Below are 18,962 nucleotides of genomic sequence, written 5' to 3' on the forward strand. Positions count from 1 at the left end.
GAACAATGCATTATCCCACGATTGAAGACTTTGTAGGAAATACGCCGCTGATTAGATTGCAGCGCCTTCCCGGGGACACCAGCAATACGATTCTCGTGAAGCTGGAGGGGAACAATCCGGCAGGATCGGTTAAGGATCGCCCGGCAATCAGCATGATTCAGCATGCGGAGCAGCGTGGTTTGATCAAACCCGGTGATACCCTGATTGAGGCCACCAGCGGTAACACCGGCATCGCCCTGGCCATGGCTGCTGCCATCAAGGGGTACAAAATGGTGTTGATCATGCCCGACAACATGAGCGCTGAACGGCGTGCTGCCATGTCCGCCTATGGCGCTGAACTGATTCTGGTGAGCAAGGATCAGGGGATGGAAGGTGCCCGGGATCTGGCTGATCAAATGCAGCGGGACGGCAGTGGACTGGTTCTGGACCAGTTTTCCAATCAGGATAACCCACTGGCCCATTATGAAGGAACCGGCCCGGAAATCTGGCGCGATACGCGGGGCACGGTTACCCACTTTGTCAGTGCCATGGGTACCACCGGTACCATCATGGGCACATCCCGTTTCCTCAAGGAACAGAACCCCGATATTGAAATCGTCGGTTTGCAACCGCGGGAAGGCTCGTCCATTCCCGGTATCCGGCGTTGGCCGGAAGAGTATCTGCCCAAGATATTTGATGCGTCCCGGGTTGACCGGGTCATTGATATTGCCCAACAGGATGCCGAAGTGACCATGCGCCGGTTGTCCAGTGAAGAAGGAATTTTCTGTGGTGTGTCCTCAGGCGGCGCGGTAGCAGGTGCCCTGCAGTTATCCAATCAGGTAGAGAACGCCGTGATCGTCGCCATTGTGTGCGATCGTGGTGACCGCTACCTGTCCACAGGCGTGTTTGACCCGGCCTGATCATGAATGTACTCGTCTTCGATATTGAAACCGTCCCTGACGTCGCGGGTGGCCGTCGTTTGTTCGGCCTGGAAGGCCTGGACGATGCGGCTGCCGCCGAAGCCATGTTTGCGTTGCGGCGGCAGGAAACCGGCAATGATTTCCTGCGTCATCACCTGCAGCGCATTGTGGCTATTTCTGCTGTGTTTCGTTCCCGCGACCAGATTGCAGTATGGAGTCTGGGGGATGAACAGTCCGGTGAAAAAACCATTCTGGAGAAATTCTTTCAAATTATCGAACGATACTCACCCACGCTGGTGAGCTGGAATGGCTCCGGCTTTGATTTGCCGGTTTTGCATTATCGCGCGTTGCTGCATGGCGTGGCCAGCCCCCGTTACTGGGATCAGGGGCAGGACGACAAGAATTTCAAATGGAACAACTATCTCAGCCGGTATCATGATCGGCACACGGATCTAATGGATCTGTTGGCGCTCTACAACAACCGGGCCTTCGTGCCGCTGGACCAGATGGCCAGTCTCCTGGGGTTTCCCGGCAAGATGGGGATGAGCGGCGCCAAGGTATGGGACGCGTTTCACGGCGGCGACATCAAAGGCATACGCGACTATTGTGAAACGGATGTACTCAATACCTGGTTGGTCTATCTGCGTTTCCAGCTGATCCGTGGCGTGATCATGGAGGAGGGTTACCAGGCCGAACTGGACATGGTGAAAGAGTATCTGGTGCGGGAAACACGCCCCCACTTTCAGGAATTTTTGCAACATTGGCAAGGCACCACAGGTAATAAGGGTTAAGCAGTACATGGCCAGACGCAGACGTAAACAATCGCTCCCCACGGAACCGGTGACCATCGATATCACCGCACTGAGTCATGATGGCCGCGGCATCGGCAGGATTGAAGGCAAGACTGTGTTTGTGGATAGTGCCCTGCCGGGGGAGACGGTGAATTTTGTCTACACGCAAAAGCGGGGCAAGTTTGACGAGGGGCGTACGGTAGCAGTGCTGAAAGCCAGTGCCGATCGGGTCAGCCCCCGTTGTGCCCAGGCTGGCCTGTGTGGCGGTTGCAGTTTGCAGCATATGGAGCCCGCTGCCCAGATTCATATGAAGCAGGGGGTTCTGCTGGAACAACTGCAGCATTTTGGTGAATTGCAACCGGAAGAAATTCTGCAGCCCTTGACCGGACCGGAGTATGGTTACCGGCGCAAAGCGCGGCTGGGGGTGAAATACGTAGCCAAGAAAGAGGCTGTGCTGGTGGGCTTTCGTGAGAAGCGCAACAGCTTTCTGGCGCAGATTGATCAGTGCCACGTATTGGCCGGGGAAGTCGGGTTGCGTTTCCCGGAGCTCAAACAACTGGTGATGTCACTGCAAGCGCGCACCGCCATTCCACAGATTGAAGTGGCCAAGGGGGATGACGCCGTGGCCATTATTGTGCGCCACCTGGAGCCTTTGGGTGAGCAGGATCAGGCGGCGTTGCTGGCGTTTTGCGAGCAGTACGATCTGCAACTGTACCTGCAGCCGGGGGGTAACGATAGTGTGCACAAGGTGTGGCCTGCCGGCGAGCCGCGCCTTCGTTATCATCTGCCCCGCTTCAATTTGGAAATGAAGTTTCACCCTTCGGATTTCACCCAGGTAAACCAGGAAATCAACCAGAACATGATAGATCGTGCTCTGGCTTACATGGATGTGCAGCCAGGAGAACGCATTCTGGATTTATTCTGTGGCCTGGGGAACTTTACCCTGCCTTTGGCAACCAAGGCTGCACAGGTTGTGGGAGTGGAAGGGGATGAAGCCATGGTGATGCGTGGGCGTGAAAACGCAGAGCACAACGGGCTGCAAAACGTGGAATTTTATGGTGCGGACCTGACCAAGCCCTTTGATGATCAGCCTTGGGGGCAGAGTGGTTTCGATAAGATTTTGATCGACCCGCCACGTTCCGGTGCCCTGGAAATTGTCAGTAAGATGACGGTGTTCAAACCAAAGCGAATTGTTTATGTATCCTGTAACCCCGCCACCTTGGCCCGTGACGCGGGCGAGCTGAAAAAGCAGGGTTATCGGTTATTGAAAGCCGGTGTGATGGATATGTTTCCTCATACCACCCATGTTGAATCCATCGCCGTATTTGAGCCGGAATAAATTATGGTAACGGTACGCAATCAACAGATTATCCGAGCGGACGGCAGCGCTGATCTGGACGCCTGGATTGAGTGCCTGAAAGATAAGGTGGAAATCACCGACGAAGCCGGGCTCAGGGATCTGGCGATGTATGCGCAGCAGCTGGAAAATTCCGCTGTTGCCCGGGATGATGCCAAATGGGAAAACGGCAACAGCTTCCACACGGGGTTGGAGATCGCGGATATTCTGGCTGAGCTGCATTTGGATACGGATGCACTCAAGGCTGCGGTAATCTACCGGGCCGTGCGCGAAGGAAAAACCACCCTGGGTAATGTCAGCAAGCGCGCAGGCGGCAACATTGCCAAACTGATTGAAGGTGTATTACGCATGGCGGCCATCAGTGCGGTCATGAATCCGGAGAATACCATTGTGCTGGGTCAATCCACCGATCAGTTGGATAACCTGCGCAAGATGCTGGTGGCCATGGTGGATGATGTGCGCGTGGCCCTGATCAAACTGGCAGAGCGGACCTGCGCCATCCGGGCTGTAAAGAATGCCCCTGAGGAGCGCAAACAAAAAGTGGCCCGTGAGGTCTTCGATATTTATGCACCGCTGGCGCACCGTCTGGGTATCGGGCATCTGAAATGGGAGTTGGAAGATCTTTCCTTTCGCTATCTGCAGCCCGACGCCTACATGCGCATCGCCAAGCTGCTGGATGAAAAACGCCTGGACCGGGAAGGCTATATTCGTCAGGTGGTGGATCAGCTGCATGGGGCTTTGGCACGGGTAGGGGTGGAATCCGATATCAGTGGCCGGGCTAAACACATCTACAGTATCTGGCGCAAAATGAAGCGCAAGAACATCGATTTTTATCAGGTCTACGATATTCGTGCCGTGCGTGTTCTGGTGCCGGACATTCGTGATTGTTATGCGGCGTTGGGGGTGGTGCATAACATCTGGCAGCATATACCCAAAGAATTCGACGACTACATTGCCACCCCCAAGGAAAACGGCTATCGCTCATTGCACACGGCGGTGCTGGGGCCGGAAGGCAAAGTGCTTGAGGTACAGATTCGTACTCACGATATGCACGATGAGGCCGAACTGGGGGTTTGCGCCCATTGGCGTTACAAGGAAGGCAGTACCGGCAAAAGCGACAGTTACGACGGTAAGATTGCTTGGTTGCGGCAGGTGTTGGAGTGGCAGGAAGAGCTGGGTGATAGTGCGGTCAGCAGCGTGTTGTCCCAGTTCAGTGACGACATTGTCGATGAGCGCGTGTATGTGTTTACCCCCGAGGGGCATGTGGTGGATCTGGCCCAGGGTGCCACCCCTCTGGATTTTGCTTATCACGTGCATACCGAGGTTGGGCATCGTTGCCGGGGTGCCAAAGTAAACGGACGGATCGTGCCGTTGAACTATCAGTTGCGAACCGGCGAGCAAGTGGAAATTCTAAAGGGTAACGAATCGCGTCCCAGCCGGGACTGGTTGCAGACCACCTTGGGATATCTCGGCACCAATCGCGCCCGGGCCAAGGTGGTGCACTGGTTTAAACTGCAGGATCGTGACCGCAATATTGAGGGTGGCCGTGAGTTGTTGGACAAAGAGTTCAAACGGCTTGATGTGGGTAAACTGAATCTGGAACGGGTGGCCCAGTCGCTTAACCTCAAATCAGCAGACGACATCTATGCGGCAGTGGGTGCCGGGGATTTGCGGGTCAGCCAGGTATTAAACAGTATCCAGGAATTTGATGGCGAAGGCAGCCAGCAGGAACTGTTGCCTCTGGACATTCGCAAACCCAAGGTCAATCCCATCACCTCTGAATTCAGTATCAATGGTGTTGATAATCTGATGACCACCATTGCCGGTTGCTGTAAACCGGTACCGGGTGACGAAGTGGTAGGGTATATCTCGGTGGGCCGGGGTGTCACAGTGCACCGCAAACATTGCAAGGAATTGCAACGGCTGATGGAAATTCACGGTGATCGGGTGGTGGATGTCACCTGGTCGGCAGAAGCAGGGCGCACCTACCCGGTAGAAGTGTTCATCAAGGCTTATGATCGACAGGGTCTGCTGCGCGATATTACCATGGTGTTGGCAACCGAACGCGTTAACGTAACCGCCATCAATACCAAATCGAATCCTGCCGACAATACGGCAATCATGCAGGTTACCATGGACATCAACAGCCTTGCCGGGCTGGGGGATGTATTGGGCCGCATCAATCAACTATCCAATGTAATCGAGGTGCGGCGCTCGCATCAGGGGCATAGTGATGAGCAGTCTCGACATTGATCTGAATACCGCCACGCCACTGCAACGGGTGCGCTACCTTATGGCGCGCTTGCGTGAGCCGGAATACGGCTGCCCATGGGATCTTAAGCAAACCTACCAGAGCATCGCCCCGTTTACCGTTGAAGAAGCCTACGAGGTGGCGGACACCATTCTTCGCGAAGACTATGAGCACCTGCGTGAGGAGCTGGGCGATCTGATGTTCCAGGTTGTGTTTTACAGTCAGATGGCAGAGGAAGAAGGCCGCTTTCAGTTTGATGATGTGCTTATGGATCTGGAACAGAAACTGGTGCGGCGCCATCCCCATGTGTTTCCCGAAGGCACACTGGATAGCCGCATCCAGCCTGGAGAACAGGTTGCTGAACACACCATAAAATCCAATTGGGACGCCATCAAGCAACAGGAAAAGGCCGACAAAAACCAGTTAGGCGAATCGATTTTGGATGGCATGCCCGCAGGGATGTCACCCACCCGGCGAGCGCACAAATTGCAAAGTGTGGTGGCCAAGAAGGGATTCGATTGGCAGGATTCCGCATTGGTGATGGCCAAACTGGAGGAAGAGCTGGGTGAGCTCGGCCAGGAGGTCTATGGTAATGCGCCCAATGAGTTGATTGCCGACGAACTGGGAGACCTGATGTTTTGCTGTGTGAATCTGGCACGGCATTACAAGTTGGACCCAGAGCTGGTCATGATGAAAGCCAATCAGAAATTCGAACGCCGCTTCAGGGCGCTGGAGCGCGCGCTGCAGCAGCAAGGTGTATCATTGGAAGAGGCAACCCTGGAACAGATGGAGCAGGAGTGGCAACAGGCCAAGAAAACGGAAGTTGCCACGGGAGATGAACCACAATGACTGACCTAGTGGATAAATTCGGCCGCAAGGTGAACTACCTCCGTATATCGGTGACGGACCGCTGTGATTTTCGCTGCGTGTACTGCATGGCCGAGGAGATGACTTTCCTGCCTCGCCGGCAGATTCTCAGCCTGGAAGAAATCGAGCGTATTGCCGCTGTCTTTGTCAGCCTTGGCGTACGTAAGATTCGCCTTACCGGGGGCGAGCCGCTGATACGTCGCAACGTTCTGGATCTGGTGGGGCGCATGGGCCAAATGCCTGATCTGGATCAGTTGGTGTTAACCACCAATGGCTCACAATTACCCCATATGGCAGCGTCGCTGAAGCAGTCTGGTGTGCGGCGGATTAACGTGAGCCTGGACAGTCTGGATCCGGATCGTTTCCGCAGCTTGACACGCACCGGTGATTTGAATCAGGTGCTGAGTGGCATTGATGCCGCCCTGCAGCAGGATTTTGACAGCGTTAAGATCAACGCGGTGATTCTGAAGGGGCGCAATGACGATGAAATTCTGCCATTGGTGGATTTTGCCCGCACCAGAGGCACGGATATCACGTTTATCGAAGAAATGCCGCTGGGCAATATTTCAGAACACCAGCGTGATGAATGTTTTATGCCGTCGGAAGACGTAAGGGCAGTGATCCAGACTCAATACCCGTTGAATCCCACTACCCTGAACAGCGGCGGGCCTGCCCGTTACTATCAATTTGAAGACAGCAAAACCCGCGTGGGATTTATTTCGCCCCACAGCCATAATTTTTGTGGTGACTGTAACCGGGTGCGGTTAACGGCGGAAGGCCGCCTGTTATTGTGTCTGGGCAACGAGCACTCGGTGGATCTGCGAGAGGTGGTACGCAGTACCGAGGATAATCAGGTGCTGCGGCAGGTGATTGTGGATGCCATGGGCATCAAACCGGATCGTCATTATTTTGATCTGCAGGATGAACCTCAGATCGTACGTTTTATGAATATGACGGGAGGCTAGGGCGCTTCCCGATTCTGTGCAATACAATTGAAGATTGAAGGTGGCAGTGAAGATGAGTGCAACAGCTGAGTTCATACCCGTTAACGTGGCCATTCTGACGGTTTCCGATACGCGCACCGAAGCGACCGATACCTCCGGCAAGCTTTTGGCCGACAGCGTCAGAGAGGCAGGGCATCAGGTTTCCGATCAACAGATTTCCCTGGATGATGTTTATAAAATCCGCGCCATTGTCTCCGCCTGGATTGCCGCGCCCAACGTGGAAGCGGTTCTGATAACCGGCGGCACCGGTTTTTCCGGACGGGATACAACGCCGGAGGCAGTCCAGCCACTGTTTGATAAGAACATTGAAGGGTTTGGTGAGTTGTTTCGCCAGATTTCCTACAATGAAATCGGTACGTCCACCATTCAATCCCGCGCGGTGGGTGGTTTGGCCAACAATACGGTGATTTTCTGCATGCCGGGTTCCACCAATGCCTGCCGTACCGCCTGGAACGGCATTATTCAGCAGCAACTGGATTCCACCCATAAACCTTGCAATTATGTGAAGCTGATCACCGGGCAGCGTTCCACAGCAGAGGCTTGCGAGTCCCGCGGATGAATCATTGTGACAAACCGGGCTTAATGCCCGTTGAGGTTGCGTTAGAGCGCCTGCTGCAGACGGTAGAGGTGACTACGGCAACCGAAACCCTTCCTCTGGCCGGCAGCCTTGGGCGTGTATTGGCTCAGGACGTGGTGTCTTCGGTTGCGGTGCCACCTGCCGATAACAGCGCTATGGACGGCTACTGCATGCGCTTCCAGGATTACCAGGCGGATACACGCTATACCGTTTCACAACGCATTCCGGCAGGAGCGGCACCTGAAGAGTTGTTGCCTGGTACGGTGGCCCGAATTTTTACGGGTGCGGAGCTGCCGTGCAATGCCGATACCGTGATTATGCAGGAGGATGTGACCGCGACGGAAGCGGGTGTGTGTATCGATGAAGCGCCCAAACCGGGTCAGAATGTGCGTCCTGCCGGGCAGGATATTGCGCAGGGCCAGGTGGTGCTGGCGGCCGGCGCGCGGCTGCGGGCGCAGGAGCTGGGATTATTGGCGTCCATCGGTGTGGCCGAGGTCTGTGTTTATAAAGCCTTGCGGGTAGCCATTCTGTCCACCGGTGATGAATTGGTGGAGCCGGGTAACCCGTTGCACAAAGGTCAGATTTATAATTCCAACCGTTACACTCTGTTGGGGCTGTTACAGGGTTTGGGCCTGGAGATTCTGGATCTGGGTGTGATTCCGGATGATGTGGCGCAAACAGAAGCCGCTCTGATTCGGGCCGCAAGTGAAGCAGATGTGGTCATCAGCAGTGGCGGAGTCTCGGTAGGCGAAGAGGATCATATCAAATCCTTGCTCGAAAAGCTGGGGCAGCTGGAGTTCTGGCGCCTGGCCATCAAACCGGGCAAACCCTTTACCTATGGCACCATCATGCAAACCCCGTTTTTGGGATTGCCCGGTAATCCCGCCGCGGTGTTTGTCACCTTTGCTCTGTTGTGTCGCCCCTGGTTGTTGAAGAAGCAGGGGGCGATGCAGTGGCTACCGGATGAGATCCGGGTGCCGGCTGCGTTCAGTGTGGGCAAACCTGCCGGCCGCCAGAACTATTTGCGTGCCCGATTGATCAGCAGCGGTGGCAGGCAGGTCGTTGAGATGTATCCGAATCAAAGTTCCGGTATTTTGTTTTCGGCCAGTTGGGGTAATGGTTTTGCGATAATCCCACCAGGCGAAGTGGTGGCAGAAGGGGAGCTGGTGCGGTTTCTACCCTATGATTTCATTCTGCACTGACCGTCAAGGTCAGCGCAGAATGTGGTACGGCTTAACGAAACTCCGCCAGTTTCCCGATGTAGGTTTGCATGGCCTTCTCGGCAGACATGCCTTTCAGCTTTTCCCAGGCGCCGTACTTTGCGCGTCCAACAAAATCCGTTATCCCGGGCTTCTTGCCTTTTACGTCGCCTTCTGTTGCCTGCTTGAAAAGGGCGTAGAACTCCAATTTCATGTTGTTGTCCGGTTTGAAATCCCCCTGTCCTGATTGGACAAAATTGACGGCTTCATCAAATTCTTGCTTCAGATCACTCATGCGTATTCCCGCCTGTTTTGGTTATTGTGGGCATCATTATAGGGATTCCGGCCGCCGATGCATTAGCAGCATCGGCGCCCTTTGGGGTAAATCCGGTCATGTTCGCCGCTCATTTCGGTTTGTGCTGTGCAAGTGGCTGATTATAGGGAAATCGTCTAAAGGAAAACTGGCACAAGACCGGAGGAGCGTGCACGATGTTAACAAGATATACCGCAATAAGAGAGTGTGGCGATGGATTCTGTGTACTACTCAATGTGTAACTTATTCAAACAGTTGGGTTTGCCCAATGAGCCGGAGAACATAGACGATTTTATTGCCAGGCACCGGGCCCTGTCGGATGGTATCCGTATTGAACAGGCTCCTTTCTGGAATGATTCCCAGGCGCAATTCCTGCAAAGTGCGATTGCCGAAGACTCCGAATGGTGTGAAGCCGTGGATCAACTGGATGCCCGTTTGCGGTATTAACCTGCCCTGGATTCAAGTTTTTTCTGATTTTCCAAACTTTTATTAAAAAATTGTGGCTGAATGGCCGGTCATGACAAATTTGTCGTGCCTGCTTGTGGACGTCCCATAAATAGACAATTAGCATTAACCGCTTTGCAATTATGCAGCTCAATGCAGCACCTTTAGAAGTGTGAATTATGAAACGACTACAACAACTAAACCTTGGTGAGCTCAATGTGGGGCCGCTCAAGCGCCCCTATGTGGCCTTGATGATGGATGTTATCGGCCGTGGGTTGGAAGCCGCCAGCCAGGTGGACGAGACTATACAGAGGGAAGTGAGCAGGTTACCTGAAGGCTTTATGTTTGATATGCGCGCGCTGCCCAACGGCCCGTGTTTTGTGATGCAAAAGGACGCCACCGGCAGCCTGCGCTACCTTGGCAGTACTGCACCCCGCAAACCGGATGTTTCCATGAAATTCAAGCATCTCAATCATGCTTTTCTGGTGCTCTCCTTTCAGGAAGGAACAGCGCGGGCGTTTGCCAACGATCGCCTGTTACTGGATGGCGAGATCGCGTACGCCATGAAACTGGTGCGCTGTCTGAACCGCATGGAAAGCTTGATCCTGCCCAAGTTTGTGGCAGTGAGAGCCTTGAAACGTTACCCCCATTTGTCGCTGAAAGAAAAGCTGGCAAACGGCGGACGAATTTATACGCGCTTAGCAAAAAACCTGGTTTGGGGTTAATACCATGACAAAATCATATTACGAATTTTTCTGCCCGGTAAAATTGGTTGCCGGTAACGCTGCACTGGAACATATTCCCTACGAACTGAGAACCTTGTCCTCGTCACGGCCCATGATCATTACGGACAAGGGTGTGCGGGGTGCCGGCCTGATTGATCATGTATTGGGAGCCTTTGCAGAAAGTGGTATGGATGTTATCGAAATCTATGATGACGTACCGCCGGATTCTTCCACGACGATTGTGAAAGATATTGCCAAACTGTATCGGGACAGCGGCTGTGATTCGATTATTGCAGTGGGCGGCGGTTCGGTGATTGATACCAGTAAGGGGGTGAACATACTGGTGTCAGAAGACGGTGAAGACCTGTCTGATTTTTCCGGAGTGGGTGTGCTGACCAAACCACTGAACCCCTTTTTCGTGGTACCCACCACGGCCGGTACCGGATCGGAGGTAACCCTGGTTGCGGTAATCTCGGATCCTGAGAAAGGGGTTAAGTTGCCGTTTACATCGTATTTCCTGCTACCCAATGCGGCGATACTCGATCCCCGTATGACGCTGACGTTGCCGGCCCATATTACGGCAATGACGGCGATGGATGCCATGACCCATGCGGTTGAAGCGTTCACGTGCATGGGCAAGAATCCCATCAGCGATGCCTATGCCATGTCTGCCATCAAAAAGATCAGTGAGAATCTGATCAAGGTTCTGAATACACCGGATGATGCAGAGGCCCGGCTGGAATTGGCACAGGCTTCCACCATGGCCGGGGTTGCGTTCTCCAATTCCATGGTGGGATTGGTGCATTCCCTGGGCCATTCCCTGGGGGCATTGTGTCACTTGCCTCATGGCCTGTGCATGAACCTGTTCCTGCCGTATGTGTTGGAATACAACCTGGCTGAGCGGGGCGAGATCATTGGTGAGTTGCTGTTGCCGTTGGCGGGTGCCGAGGTTTATGCCCAAACCCCGGCCGTGGACCGGGGGCGTGCTGCCATCAATACCATTCGTGAGATTCGGGATGAATTGCACCGACGCTGCAAACTGCCCCGAACCCTTTCGGAAACCGGTAAAGTGACCAAAGACCAGATAGCGAAGATAGCCGAAATGGCGCTGGACGACGGTTCGATAATTTATAATCCGGTGGAAGTGGACCTGCAGGACGCGATTGCGGTGTTGGAGAACGCCTGGTAAAGAAGGAACGCGGGTTAAAGGCCCGCTCAGGTTTCAAGCTTCAGACCTGAGCGGGCAGCGCAGGAAACGGGAATATTGGCAGCCTCAGACTGCACCTTCAAATTCTTTGCGGTTGATGCTGGGGCCCTGAAAATTCGCTTTCTTGTTGGTTTCAGTGGGCTTGTACTCTGCGAGTTTGCGCTGTATGTCTTCTTTGTTCACCATGACCACTTGTTTGGGCACTGACGCTCTGGCTTGAATTCGTTTCTTCTTCAAGTGGGTCTGAATCAATTTGATCATGCGGGTTAACCTCAAAAAATCAATCTACTAATCTAGCTGGTATAAAGCCCCAAAGCGGATAGGTGGCCCACCGCCGAAACCCTAACCTTGTTTGGTTCTGCCGAATGGCCGAAAGTGCAGGTACGCTTATTGTTTAGTTCCTTGATGAGAAGAGTGTAAAGTGTTTCGACACCTTTTGGATAGAGGCAAGTTGGAAAATTGTTAATAATGTCAAAAACTGACACATCTGGTTCACATGATTTGTGAACTGGCTATCATTTAGGTCTCTATGTGACAAGGCTCGGCACTTTGTTGCGATGTGATGAGATCACAGGAACCCAGCTTGAGCGATTGCATGCAAGACCGTAATTTTGATGACCTGGCGGTTCAGTTTTCCAACAGGATCTACAGTGGCACCAAAGGACGGATTCGGCTGGCGCTGCTGGAACGGGATCTGGATGAATGTCTGGGTGATGCCTTCGTGGCGGGATCGACTCCGTTACGGGTGTTGGATGCGGGTGGCGGGGAAGGCCAGTTTGCCCGATCTCTGGCCCGCCGAGGGCATAAGCTTACCCTGTGTGACCACTCCCAGGTCATGATCGAGAACGCAAGGCAGGCGGCCGAACGGGACAATCTGGCCGGTGATTTCCACTTTCTGCCCTGCTCGATTCAATCCCTTCCGGACCCGGATCCGTTATTCGATCTGGTGTTGTGTCATGCGGTGCTGGAATGGGTTTCGGACTGGCAGGGTGTGGTGACAAAGCTGATTACGCAAATGGCACCTGGAGCGGTGTTATCGTTGATGTTTTACAATCAGCATTCCACCGTTTTCAGGAGTCTGGTACGAGGGTATTTTGACCGTATCAAGCAGGATAAACTTGCCGGCAGCGGGCAGGGCTTGACCCCGTTGTACCCCTTGCTGCCCGAACAGGTGCTGGCCTTTATGGCGGATCAGGGCATGGAGGTGTTGTGCCAGAGCGGTATCCGGGTGTTCCATGACTATATGCATAAGGACATTCGGGAGCGCCGTTCAGAACAGGATATCATTGCCCTGGAGAAACAGTTTTCACGAGTTGAGCCCTACCGGTCTTTGGGGCGGTACTATCATATTCTGGCCCGTACAACGAGCTGATCACCCACAGGGAGAGAGGGATGGAAAAACTATTCAGAGTATTACCGGTGCTGGTGTGGGTGGCGCTTGTGGTGGCCTGGACCTTTCCCGCCCTGGCGCTGGGGGTGCGCTTTGAGCTGTGGGGCATTCAGCTGGCACTGCCATTGCTGGCCGGGGCGGCACTGACTGCGGCCCTGCTGCTGGCACTGGCGGGTGTGGCGTTGTTGGCGGCCATTCATCAGCATTTGCAGGTGGCGCGTCACCGTGCCATTTTGGTGATTGTGATATTGATTGTGCCGGTGGCGACGGTATTTCACTATGGCCTAAAGGCCAGTCAAGCACCGGTTTTGTATGATGTGTCCACCAGCTGGGCAAATCCACCGGCCATTGCGGCGTTGTCCGGTGTCCGCCCGGAAGACGCCAATCCGTTGCAGACGGCAACCACCAACCGAGCAGTGCAGTCGGAACACTATCCTGATATCCAAACTCTGGTGTTGCCGCTGCCGGTGGGCGAGGCCCTGGGGCGTGTGCAGCAGGTGGCTACAGACCTCGGCTGGGAGATTCAGGCGGTGGATGCCGCCTCCGGCGTGGTGGAAGCCACTGATACCACTTTTTGGTTCGGATTCGTAGATGATATTGCCATACGAGTAGGGGCAGCATCGGAACAGGGTGCAACAGTGGATATTCGATCCGTAAGCCGGGTTGGCAAAAGTGATTTGGGTAAGAATGCCCAACGCATTCGTACTTTTCTGTCGGCGCTTCAGTCGTAACTGTTTGATACAGAGTTAAAAATCGTAACTGGCAATGCGTCCGGTGCGGTTCTGGGCTATGATCTGTATTACAGTGTACAAAAAATTATCAAATAATCATAAAGCCGCCGTCCGCACACTATGAATCGCACTTGCCCCAGCGTTCTGTCCCTGCCCCATTGCCGTGCTCTCCTGATGGTCTGCTTTCGTTGCTTCGTTTTGTTTGTTTGCTCCCTGTCTGCTGCTGTCTACAGTGCTCCGTCGCATGCCTCCGGCTCGATCGATAATCCTCTGTTGCTGTCCGGTGACTTGCATCACGATGCTTCCGGCCGCCTGCAGATTGATGATGTGCTGGCCCGTGGCGACGAACTGGATTGGGAAAACATGCCGGCCAAGACATTGAATCTGGGCTTTAACACCGATGCGGTCTGGTTGCGTGTCCCCGTACCCGGTGGGCTGCAGGGTGATGGTTTCCTGCTGGAAGTGGGGTATGCCCTGCTGGATCAGTTGGATGTGTATTTTGTGGTGGATGGCGGTGTTGTACAAAAGGTCAGTACCGGCGATCAACGCTCATTCTGGCAGCGCCCCATATGGCATCGCAATTACCTCATGCCGTTACCGGAAATGAAGGCTGACAGGTGGCAGCTCTATGTGCGAGTGCAAAGTGAGGGCTCGGTAGAAGTACCGTTACGTATATGGGAGCGGGATGCGTTCTGGAATCTGGAGCAGGGAACCCTGTTGGTGAAGGGCGCTTTTGCCGGAATTCTACTGGTGATGGTGTTGTATAACATATTCGTTTTTTTGGTGGTTCGGGATCAGAGCTACCTGTACTACGTCGGATATGGCTTTTCCATATTGCTGTTTCAGTTGTCCATCGACGGGTTGGCTTATCAGTACATGTGGCCAGATCTTAAGGGATGGCATCAAAGCAGTATTGTGCTCTTTGTCTGCTTTGCGGCGGTGTTCCGCTGTATGTTCACCATTGCATTCCTGAACCTGCCTTCCCGTTGGTCTGCAGCGGCCTGGGTACTGTCAGCGGTGGTGACGGTTGCGTTGCTGCTGGCATCGTTGTCTGTAGTAATACCTTACAACCTTGCCATCAAGCTGGCGGCGGTGCTGGTGTTGCCCAGTACCATGCTCTGCCTGGGAGTGGGGGCGATCCTGCTCTACCGTGGCTTGCGCCGGGCCCGGTATTTTGTTGCCGGCTGGCTGGTGTACTTTGTCGGTGCAGCCTTGTTTGCGTTATCCAAGATGGGCTGGCTACCGGTCAATCTCTGGACCGAGTACCTGCTGCAGGTGGGGGTCACGGTCGAGATCGTTTTCTTCTCCATGGCGCTGGCCGACAGTATTAATCTGGAGCGCCGTGAAAAGCAGCAAGCGCAACGCCAGTCCATTCAAAATCTGGAGCGCTATCGTTCGCTGTATGAAAACGCCGTAGAGGGTATTTACCAGAGTGACATTGATGGCAGGTTGATTGCCGTTAATCCGGCCATGGCTGCCATGTTGGGGTATTCTGCACCGGAGGAAATGATTCAGGAATATTTACGCCGCGATGTGTCTGAATTTCTGGATGAGTCGGATTACCATGCACTCACCCGCCAGATCATGGAGAAAGGTAAGATCCAGAATTTCGAAATCAAGGGCTTCCGCCGCGATGGGCAGGTGTGCTGGATGTCGGTTTCTGCCAAGGTTATTTCTGGAATCGAATGGGATCGTGATGCCATCGTGGAAGGCTTTGTGTTCGATATTACCCAACGTAAGCGTAATGAGGAGCAGCTTATGTTCCTATCCCGTCATGATCCGTTGACGGGGCTGGTGAACCGGCGTGAGTTCGAGAGCCGGCTACACCAGGCATTGGAGGAAGTGCATCACCAGGGTGAACATCACACGTTGTTGTTGCTGGATCTGGATCAGTTCAAGCTGGTCAATGACACCTGCGGCCATATGGCCGGGGATGAACTGTTGCGTCAGGTGACACTGTTGCTGCGGCAGCTGACTCGGGGTGGAGACGTGTTGGCGCGCCTGGGTGGGGATGAATTTGCTATTTTGCTGACCAATTGTTCCGAGCACAGCGCCGTTGCCGTGGCGGAAAAGATTCGTACCCAGATCCAGAATTTACGTTTTGAATGGGATGATCGGCTGTTCAATCCTGCAGGCAGTGTCGGCCTGGTGCATCTGATGCAGCATATGGACTCGGTTAAGGAAGTCATTAATCTGGCGGATGCGGCCTGTCATACGGCGAAGAACTCGGGGCGTAACCGGGTGCATGTGTACGATCCGGAGGACAAGCGCCTGGCCAGTCATCAGACACAGCTGGAGTGGGCTGCCCGCATCTCGGAGTCCATCGAAAATGATTATTTTACATTGTATGTGCAACCCATTCAGGCGCTCTCCGGAGATCTGTTCTCTGGCAAAAGCTACGAAGTGTTGTTGCGCTTAAGGTATCAGGGTGAGTTGGTGTTTCCCGGTACGTTTCTGCCGGCAGCCGAACGCTACAATCTTATGCCGCAGGTTGATCGCTGGGTGGTACGCAATTTGTTTCACTGGTTGTCGCAGAATGCTGAGAAGCAACTGGGCATCGCTGATGTTTCCGTCAATCTTTCTGGATTGACCTTGGGGGACAACGAATTTCCTGGTTTTCTGCGAGAGCAGTTCAAGCGTTACGGTATTGCGCCGGAGAAAATATGTTTTGAAATTACCGAGACCATTGCCGTTACCAATCTCTCCAGCACGCTGAAGTTCATCGAGGAATTTCGCGATCTGGGTTGCAGCTTTTCATTGGATGACTTCGGCAGCGGCTTTTCCTCCTATGGGTATCTTAAAACCCTGCCGGTGGATTACCTCAAAATCGATGGTGCTTTTGTCAAAGACATGGTGGAAAGTGAAATTGACCGTGCCATGGTGGAATCCATTAACCGCATCGGCCATGTGATGGGTAAGAAAACCATTGCTGAATTTGTTGAGAATGACAGCATTGCTGAATTGTTGCGGCGCATCGGTGTGGATTACGCCCAGGGGTATGGCATTTCCAAGCCATTCCCCATTGATGAAATTGAAGCTATTCAGTCTGCGGGTTAGTCTGCCATACGCAAATCATCCATAACCGCTTTCAGAAAACGCGCCGCTTCGCCTCCGGTAATTACTCTGTGATCAAAGCTCAAACTCAATGGCACAAACCGGTGACTGGCAAAACCAATTCCGGTATCCACCACGTTGCTGTATATCTTGCCGGCTCCCAATATGGCAACCATCGGTGGAACCACAATGGGATTGCCATAGCGTCCGGCAATGGTGCCATAGTTGGACAGGCTGATGGTGGCGCCGGTCATTTCAGCAGGCGGAATGGTACGCTGTTTCACATCCTGCCGCAGGGTGTTCAGGCCGGCGCGTAAATCAGGTGGTTCCCGGCGGGAGACATCCCTCAACACCGGCACAAACAAGCCGTCTGCGGTATCCACCGCAATCCCCAGATCCACTTTATCAATGACTCTGAAGGTGTCATTACTGCTGTCGTACCAGGCGTTTAAATTGGGCTCAATGGTACAGGCATTGGCAATGGCCCTGACCAGACGCAGGGTAATGTCCTCATCATCTCTCCAGAGCTCAATGTCCACGTCATCGTTGATGGTGACCCTGACCACCTCGGCATGGGCTTTGGCCATATTGCGTGCCATGCTGCGACGCACGCCTTTCAGGGTCTCTGCTTCGCCCAGATCTCGGGTCAGTTGTGCGGCCTTTTCCACGTCGTCGCTGGTAATCATATTGTGATTACCGGTTCCGCTGATTTTGTTCAGGTCCACCTGCAGGCGTTTGGCCAGGGCCCGAATGGCGGGGGTAGCCAGTGGCACACTGGGTCCGGGCCGATAAGGGCTGCCAATGACAAACTGCTCCCGCTCAGAGTGATCGCTGGCAGATTGCATTTTTCCCACCACCGTGCCGGTGTCTTCCTGCTGCTCACCCTGAAATTCCAGTAGCGGCTCACCGGTATGCACCAGGTCACCCTCTTCGCCAAAGCAGGCCGCCACGATGCCGTCCTGTGGGGCGGGGATGTCCACAATGGCCTTGGCGGTTTCCACCGACAGTATGATCTGGCCGGTGGTCACGGCAGCACCGGGTTTAATATGCCATTCCACAATCTCTGCTTCTTGCAGGCCTTCACCCAGGTCCGGCAGTTTGAAATATTTCATAGGGCCTCCAGGGTTTTCATGGCGGCGGTGACGATGTCATCGGCGTGGTTCATATAAATATTTTCGCGGCGCAGGTAGGGCATGGGGGTGTCGAATCCGGTGACGCGGGCGATGGGTGCCTTCAGTGCAGTAAAAGTCTGCTCCTGCAGGGAAGCGCTGATCTCGGCAGCTACGCCGCAGTGGCGGGCGGCTTCCTGAATAATGACGCAATGCCCGGTTTTCTGCACGGACGCCACCAGGGTATCGATGTCCAGGGGGCTGATGGTGGCCACATCGATGACCTCGGCGGATATACCTTTTTCCTGGAGTTGATCCGCTGCCTGCAGGGTTTCGTGTACCATGGCTCCCCAACTGATCAATGTGATGTGTTCACCCTGTCGCAGGGTGTAACAGGTGTCCAGCGGCAGGCCAACGCCATCATCATAGATTTCCTGCTTCACCATGCGGTAGATGCGTTTGGGTTCGAGGAAAATGACCGGATCGGGATCTTCAATGGCGCTGAGCAACAATCCATAAGCGCGAGTGGGGGACGAGGGAATCACCACTCGAAGCCCCGGTATATGAGCGAACAGTGCTTCGGTGCTTTCCGAGTGGTGCTCCGGTGCGTGGATACCGCCGCCATAGGGAGCCCTCAACACCATAGGGCAGGAGAGACGGCCCCGCGTGCGATTACGCAGTCGTGCCGCGTGGGAAACGATGTGCTCCATGGTGGCATAGATAAAACCCATAAACTGGATTTCAGCAACCGGGCGCAGCTGTTGTGCGGCCATGCCGACGCTGATGCCCGCGATCAGGGTTTCCGCCAACGGGGTGTCCATCACCCGTTTGTGGCCAAAGCGCTCTTTTAATCCCACGGTTGCACGAAATACGCCGCCATTAGTAGCGACATCCTCTCCCAAAACCACCACGTTGGAGTCGCTGGCCATGGCACGGTGCAGCGCCATATTAATGGCATCGATCATGGTGACGATATGGGGTGTGGCGGGGTCACCCGGGCTGTGTTTTTTATCCAGTGAGGCGATGTTGCTTTCAGGCATACCC

At 54.1% G+C, this 18,962-nt stretch carries 18 protein-coding genes; 14 read left to right on the forward strand and 4 right to left on the reverse strand.

Annotation, left to right across the window (positions count from 1 at the left end; all coding sequences use genetic code 11):
• Positions 1–5 precede the first annotated feature (5 nt).
• Genes cysM through glp form a run of 8 tightly spaced genes read left to right on the forward strand, consistent with a single transcriptional unit; the run spans position 6 to position 8,948 of the window.
• Positions 6–899, forward strand: coding sequence for a cysteine synthase CysM (cysM, locus tag D9N13_RS14950; protein WP_290591745.1), 894 nt, complete (start codon positions 6–8; stop codon positions 897–899).
• A gap of 2 nt (positions 900–901) precedes the next feature.
• On the forward strand, positions 902–1,690 hold the full coding sequence (locus D9N13_RS14955; protein ID WP_290591746.1) for a 3'-5' exonuclease: 789 nt from the start codon (positions 902–904) through the stop codon (positions 1,688–1,690).
• A gap of 7 nt (positions 1,691–1,697) precedes the next feature.
• Complete coding sequence (gene rlmD, locus D9N13_RS14960; RefSeq protein ID WP_290591748.1) at positions 1,698–3,029, forward strand: 23S rRNA (uracil(1939)-C(5))-methyltransferase RlmD; 1,332 nt, start codon at positions 1,698–1,700, stop codon at positions 3,027–3,029.
• Positions 3,030–3,032: 3 nt separating this feature from the next.
• Positions 3,033–5,300 (forward strand): GTP diphosphokinase, encoded by a 2,268-nt coding sequence (gene relA, locus D9N13_RS14965; RefSeq protein ID WP_290591750.1) that lies wholly within the window; start codon positions 3,033–3,035, stop codon positions 5,298–5,300.
• Positions 5,281–6,147: a nucleoside triphosphate pyrophosphohydrolase gene (mazG, locus tag D9N13_RS14970; RefSeq protein WP_290591752.1), complete on the forward strand. Its 867-nt coding sequence runs from the start codon at positions 5,281–5,283 to the stop codon at positions 6,145–6,147. Before relA ends, mazG begins: the two co-directional genes overlap by 20 nt.
• Positions 6,144–7,130: a GTP 3',8-cyclase MoaA gene (gene moaA / locus D9N13_RS14975; RefSeq protein ID WP_290591754.1), complete on the forward strand. Its 987-nt coding sequence runs from the start codon at positions 6,144–6,146 to the stop codon at positions 7,128–7,130. Before mazG ends, moaA begins: the two co-directional genes overlap by 4 nt.
• Before the next feature lie 46 nt (positions 7,131–7,176).
• Positions 7,177–7,728 (forward strand): molybdenum cofactor biosynthesis protein B, encoded by a 552-nt coding sequence (gene moaB, locus D9N13_RS14980; RefSeq protein WP_317622523.1) that lies wholly within the window; start codon positions 7,177–7,179, stop codon positions 7,726–7,728.
• On the forward strand, positions 7,725–8,948 hold the full coding sequence (gene glp, locus D9N13_RS14985; RefSeq protein ID WP_290591758.1) for a gephyrin-like molybdotransferase Glp: 1,224 nt from the start codon (positions 7,725–7,727) through the stop codon (positions 8,946–8,948). The genes moaB and glp overlap by 4 nt, the downstream gene beginning before the upstream one ends.
• A gap of 31 nt (positions 8,949–8,979) precedes the next feature.
• Here glp and D9N13_RS14990 read toward each other — a convergent pair whose 3' ends face one another.
• Complete coding sequence (locus D9N13_RS14990; RefSeq protein ID WP_290591760.1) at positions 8,980–9,240, reverse strand: acyl-CoA-binding protein; 261 nt, start codon at positions 9,238–9,240, stop codon at positions 8,980–8,982.
• A gap of 231 nt (positions 9,241–9,471) precedes the next feature.
• On the opposite strand from D9N13_RS14990, the gene D9N13_RS14995 reads away from it, so the two are divergent.
• The 3 genes from D9N13_RS14995 (at position 9,472) to D9N13_RS15005 (ending at position 11,616) form a co-directional block, all read left to right on the forward strand.
• Entirely contained in the window at positions 9,472–9,705 is a 234-nt protein-coding gene (locus D9N13_RS14995; RefSeq protein WP_290591762.1) for a DUF2789 domain-containing protein, read from the forward strand.
• Between the two features lie 176 nt (positions 9,706–9,881).
• Entirely contained in the window at positions 9,882–10,427 is a 546-nt protein-coding gene (locus D9N13_RS15000) for an SCP2 sterol-binding domain-containing protein (RefSeq protein WP_290591763.1), read from the forward strand.
• Positions 10,428–10,431: 4 nt separating this feature from the next.
• Positions 10,432–11,616 (forward strand): iron-containing alcohol dehydrogenase, encoded by a 1,185-nt coding sequence (locus D9N13_RS15005; protein ID WP_290591764.1) that lies wholly within the window; start codon positions 10,432–10,434, stop codon positions 11,614–11,616.
• Between the two features lie 84 nt (positions 11,617–11,700).
• Here D9N13_RS15005 and D9N13_RS15010 read toward each other — a convergent pair whose 3' ends face one another.
• Positions 11,701–11,895, reverse strand: coding sequence for a hypothetical protein (locus D9N13_RS15010; protein WP_290591766.1), 195 nt, complete (start codon positions 11,893–11,895; stop codon positions 11,701–11,703).
• A gap of 322 nt (positions 11,896–12,217) precedes the next feature.
• On the opposite strand from D9N13_RS15010, the gene D9N13_RS15015 reads away from it, so the two are divergent.
• The 3 genes from D9N13_RS15015 (at position 12,218) to D9N13_RS15025 (ending at position 16,812) form a co-directional block, all read left to right on the forward strand.
• Positions 12,218–13,006, forward strand: coding sequence for a methyltransferase domain-containing protein (locus tag D9N13_RS15015; protein ID WP_290591768.1), 789 nt, complete (start codon positions 12,218–12,220; stop codon positions 13,004–13,006).
• Positions 13,007–13,026: 20 nt separating this feature from the next.
• Positions 13,027–13,755, forward strand: a complete 729-nt coding sequence (locus tag D9N13_RS15020; RefSeq protein ID WP_290591770.1) for a DUF1499 domain-containing protein — start codon at positions 13,027–13,029, stop codon at positions 13,753–13,755.
• A 120-nt stretch (positions 13,756–13,875) separates the two neighbouring features.
• Complete coding sequence (locus tag D9N13_RS15025) at positions 13,876–16,812, forward strand: EAL domain-containing protein (protein ID WP_290591772.1); 2,937 nt, start codon at positions 13,876–13,878, stop codon at positions 16,810–16,812.
• On the opposite strand, the gene D9N13_RS15030 is transcribed toward D9N13_RS15025, so the two are convergent.
• Positions 16,809–17,921 carry a dihydrolipoamide acetyltransferase family protein gene (locus D9N13_RS15030; RefSeq protein WP_290591774.1) on the reverse strand — a complete coding sequence of 371 codons (1,113 nt, stop codon included), beginning with the start codon at positions 17,919–17,921 and terminating at the stop codon, positions 16,809–16,811. The genes D9N13_RS15025 and D9N13_RS15030 overlap by 4 nt on opposite strands.
• Positions 17,918–18,883 carry an alpha-ketoacid dehydrogenase subunit beta gene (locus D9N13_RS15035; RefSeq protein ID WP_290593090.1) on the reverse strand — a complete coding sequence of 322 codons (966 nt, stop codon included), beginning with the start codon at positions 18,881–18,883 and terminating at the stop codon, positions 17,918–17,920. Before D9N13_RS15035 ends, D9N13_RS15030 begins: the two co-directional genes overlap by 4 nt.
• Positions 18,884–18,962: the final 79 nt, after the last annotated feature.

The sequence above is a fragment of the Ketobacter sp. GenoA1 genome (assembly GCF_003671475.1).
GTDB lineage: Bacteria > Pseudomonadota > Gammaproteobacteria > Pseudomonadales > Ketobacteraceae > Ketobacter.

Coding starts and splice junctions, on each gene's coding strand:
- moaA (WP_290591754.1), top strand. CDS start 6,144: ATGACTGACCTAGTGGATAAATTCGGCCGCAAGGTGAACTACCTCCGT.
- D9N13_RS14990 (WP_290591760.1), bottom strand. CDS start 9,240: ATGAGTGATCTGAAGCAAGAATTTGATGAAGCCGTCAATTTTGTCCAA.
- D9N13_RS15025 (WP_290591772.1), top strand. CDS start 13,876: ATGAATCGCACTTGCCCCAGCGTTCTGTCCCTGCCCCATTGCCGTGCT.
- D9N13_RS15030 (WP_290591774.1), bottom strand. CDS start 17,921: ATGAAATATTTCAAACTGCCGGACCTGGGTGAAGGCCTGCAAGAAGCA.
- rlmD (WP_290591748.1), top strand. CDS start 1,698: ATGGCCAGACGCAGACGTAAACAATCGCTCCCCACGGAACCGGTGACC.
- mazG (WP_290591752.1), top strand. CDS start 5,281: ATGAGCAGTCTCGACATTGATCTGAATACCGCCACGCCACTGCAACGG.
- D9N13_RS14955 (WP_290591746.1), top strand. CDS start 902: ATGAATGTACTCGTCTTCGATATTGAAACCGTCCCTGACGTCGCGGGT.
- relA (WP_290591750.1), top strand. CDS start 3,033: ATGGTAACGGTACGCAATCAACAGATTATCCGAGCGGACGGCAGCGCT.
- glp (WP_290591758.1), top strand. CDS start 7,725: ATGAATCATTGTGACAAACCGGGCTTAATGCCCGTTGAGGTTGCGTTA.
- D9N13_RS15005 (WP_290591764.1), top strand. CDS start 10,432: ATGACAAAATCATATTACGAATTTTTCTGCCCGGTAAAATTGGTTGCC.
- cysM (WP_290591745.1), top strand. CDS start 6: ATGCATTATCCCACGATTGAAGACTTTGTAGGAAATACGCCGCTGATT.
- D9N13_RS15035 (WP_290593090.1), bottom strand. CDS start 18,883: ATGATCGATGCCATTAATATGGCGCTGCACCGTGCCATGGCCAGCGAC.
- D9N13_RS14995 (WP_290591762.1), top strand. CDS start 9,472: ATGGATTCTGTGTACTACTCAATGTGTAACTTATTCAAACAGTTGGGT.
- D9N13_RS15000 (WP_290591763.1), top strand. CDS start 9,882: ATGAAACGACTACAACAACTAAACCTTGGTGAGCTCAATGTGGGGCCG.
- D9N13_RS15010 (WP_290591766.1), bottom strand. CDS start 11,895: ATGATCAAATTGATTCAGACCCACTTGAAGAAGAAACGAATTCAAGCC.
- D9N13_RS15020 (WP_290591770.1), top strand. CDS start 13,027: ATGGAAAAACTATTCAGAGTATTACCGGTGCTGGTGTGGGTGGCGCTT.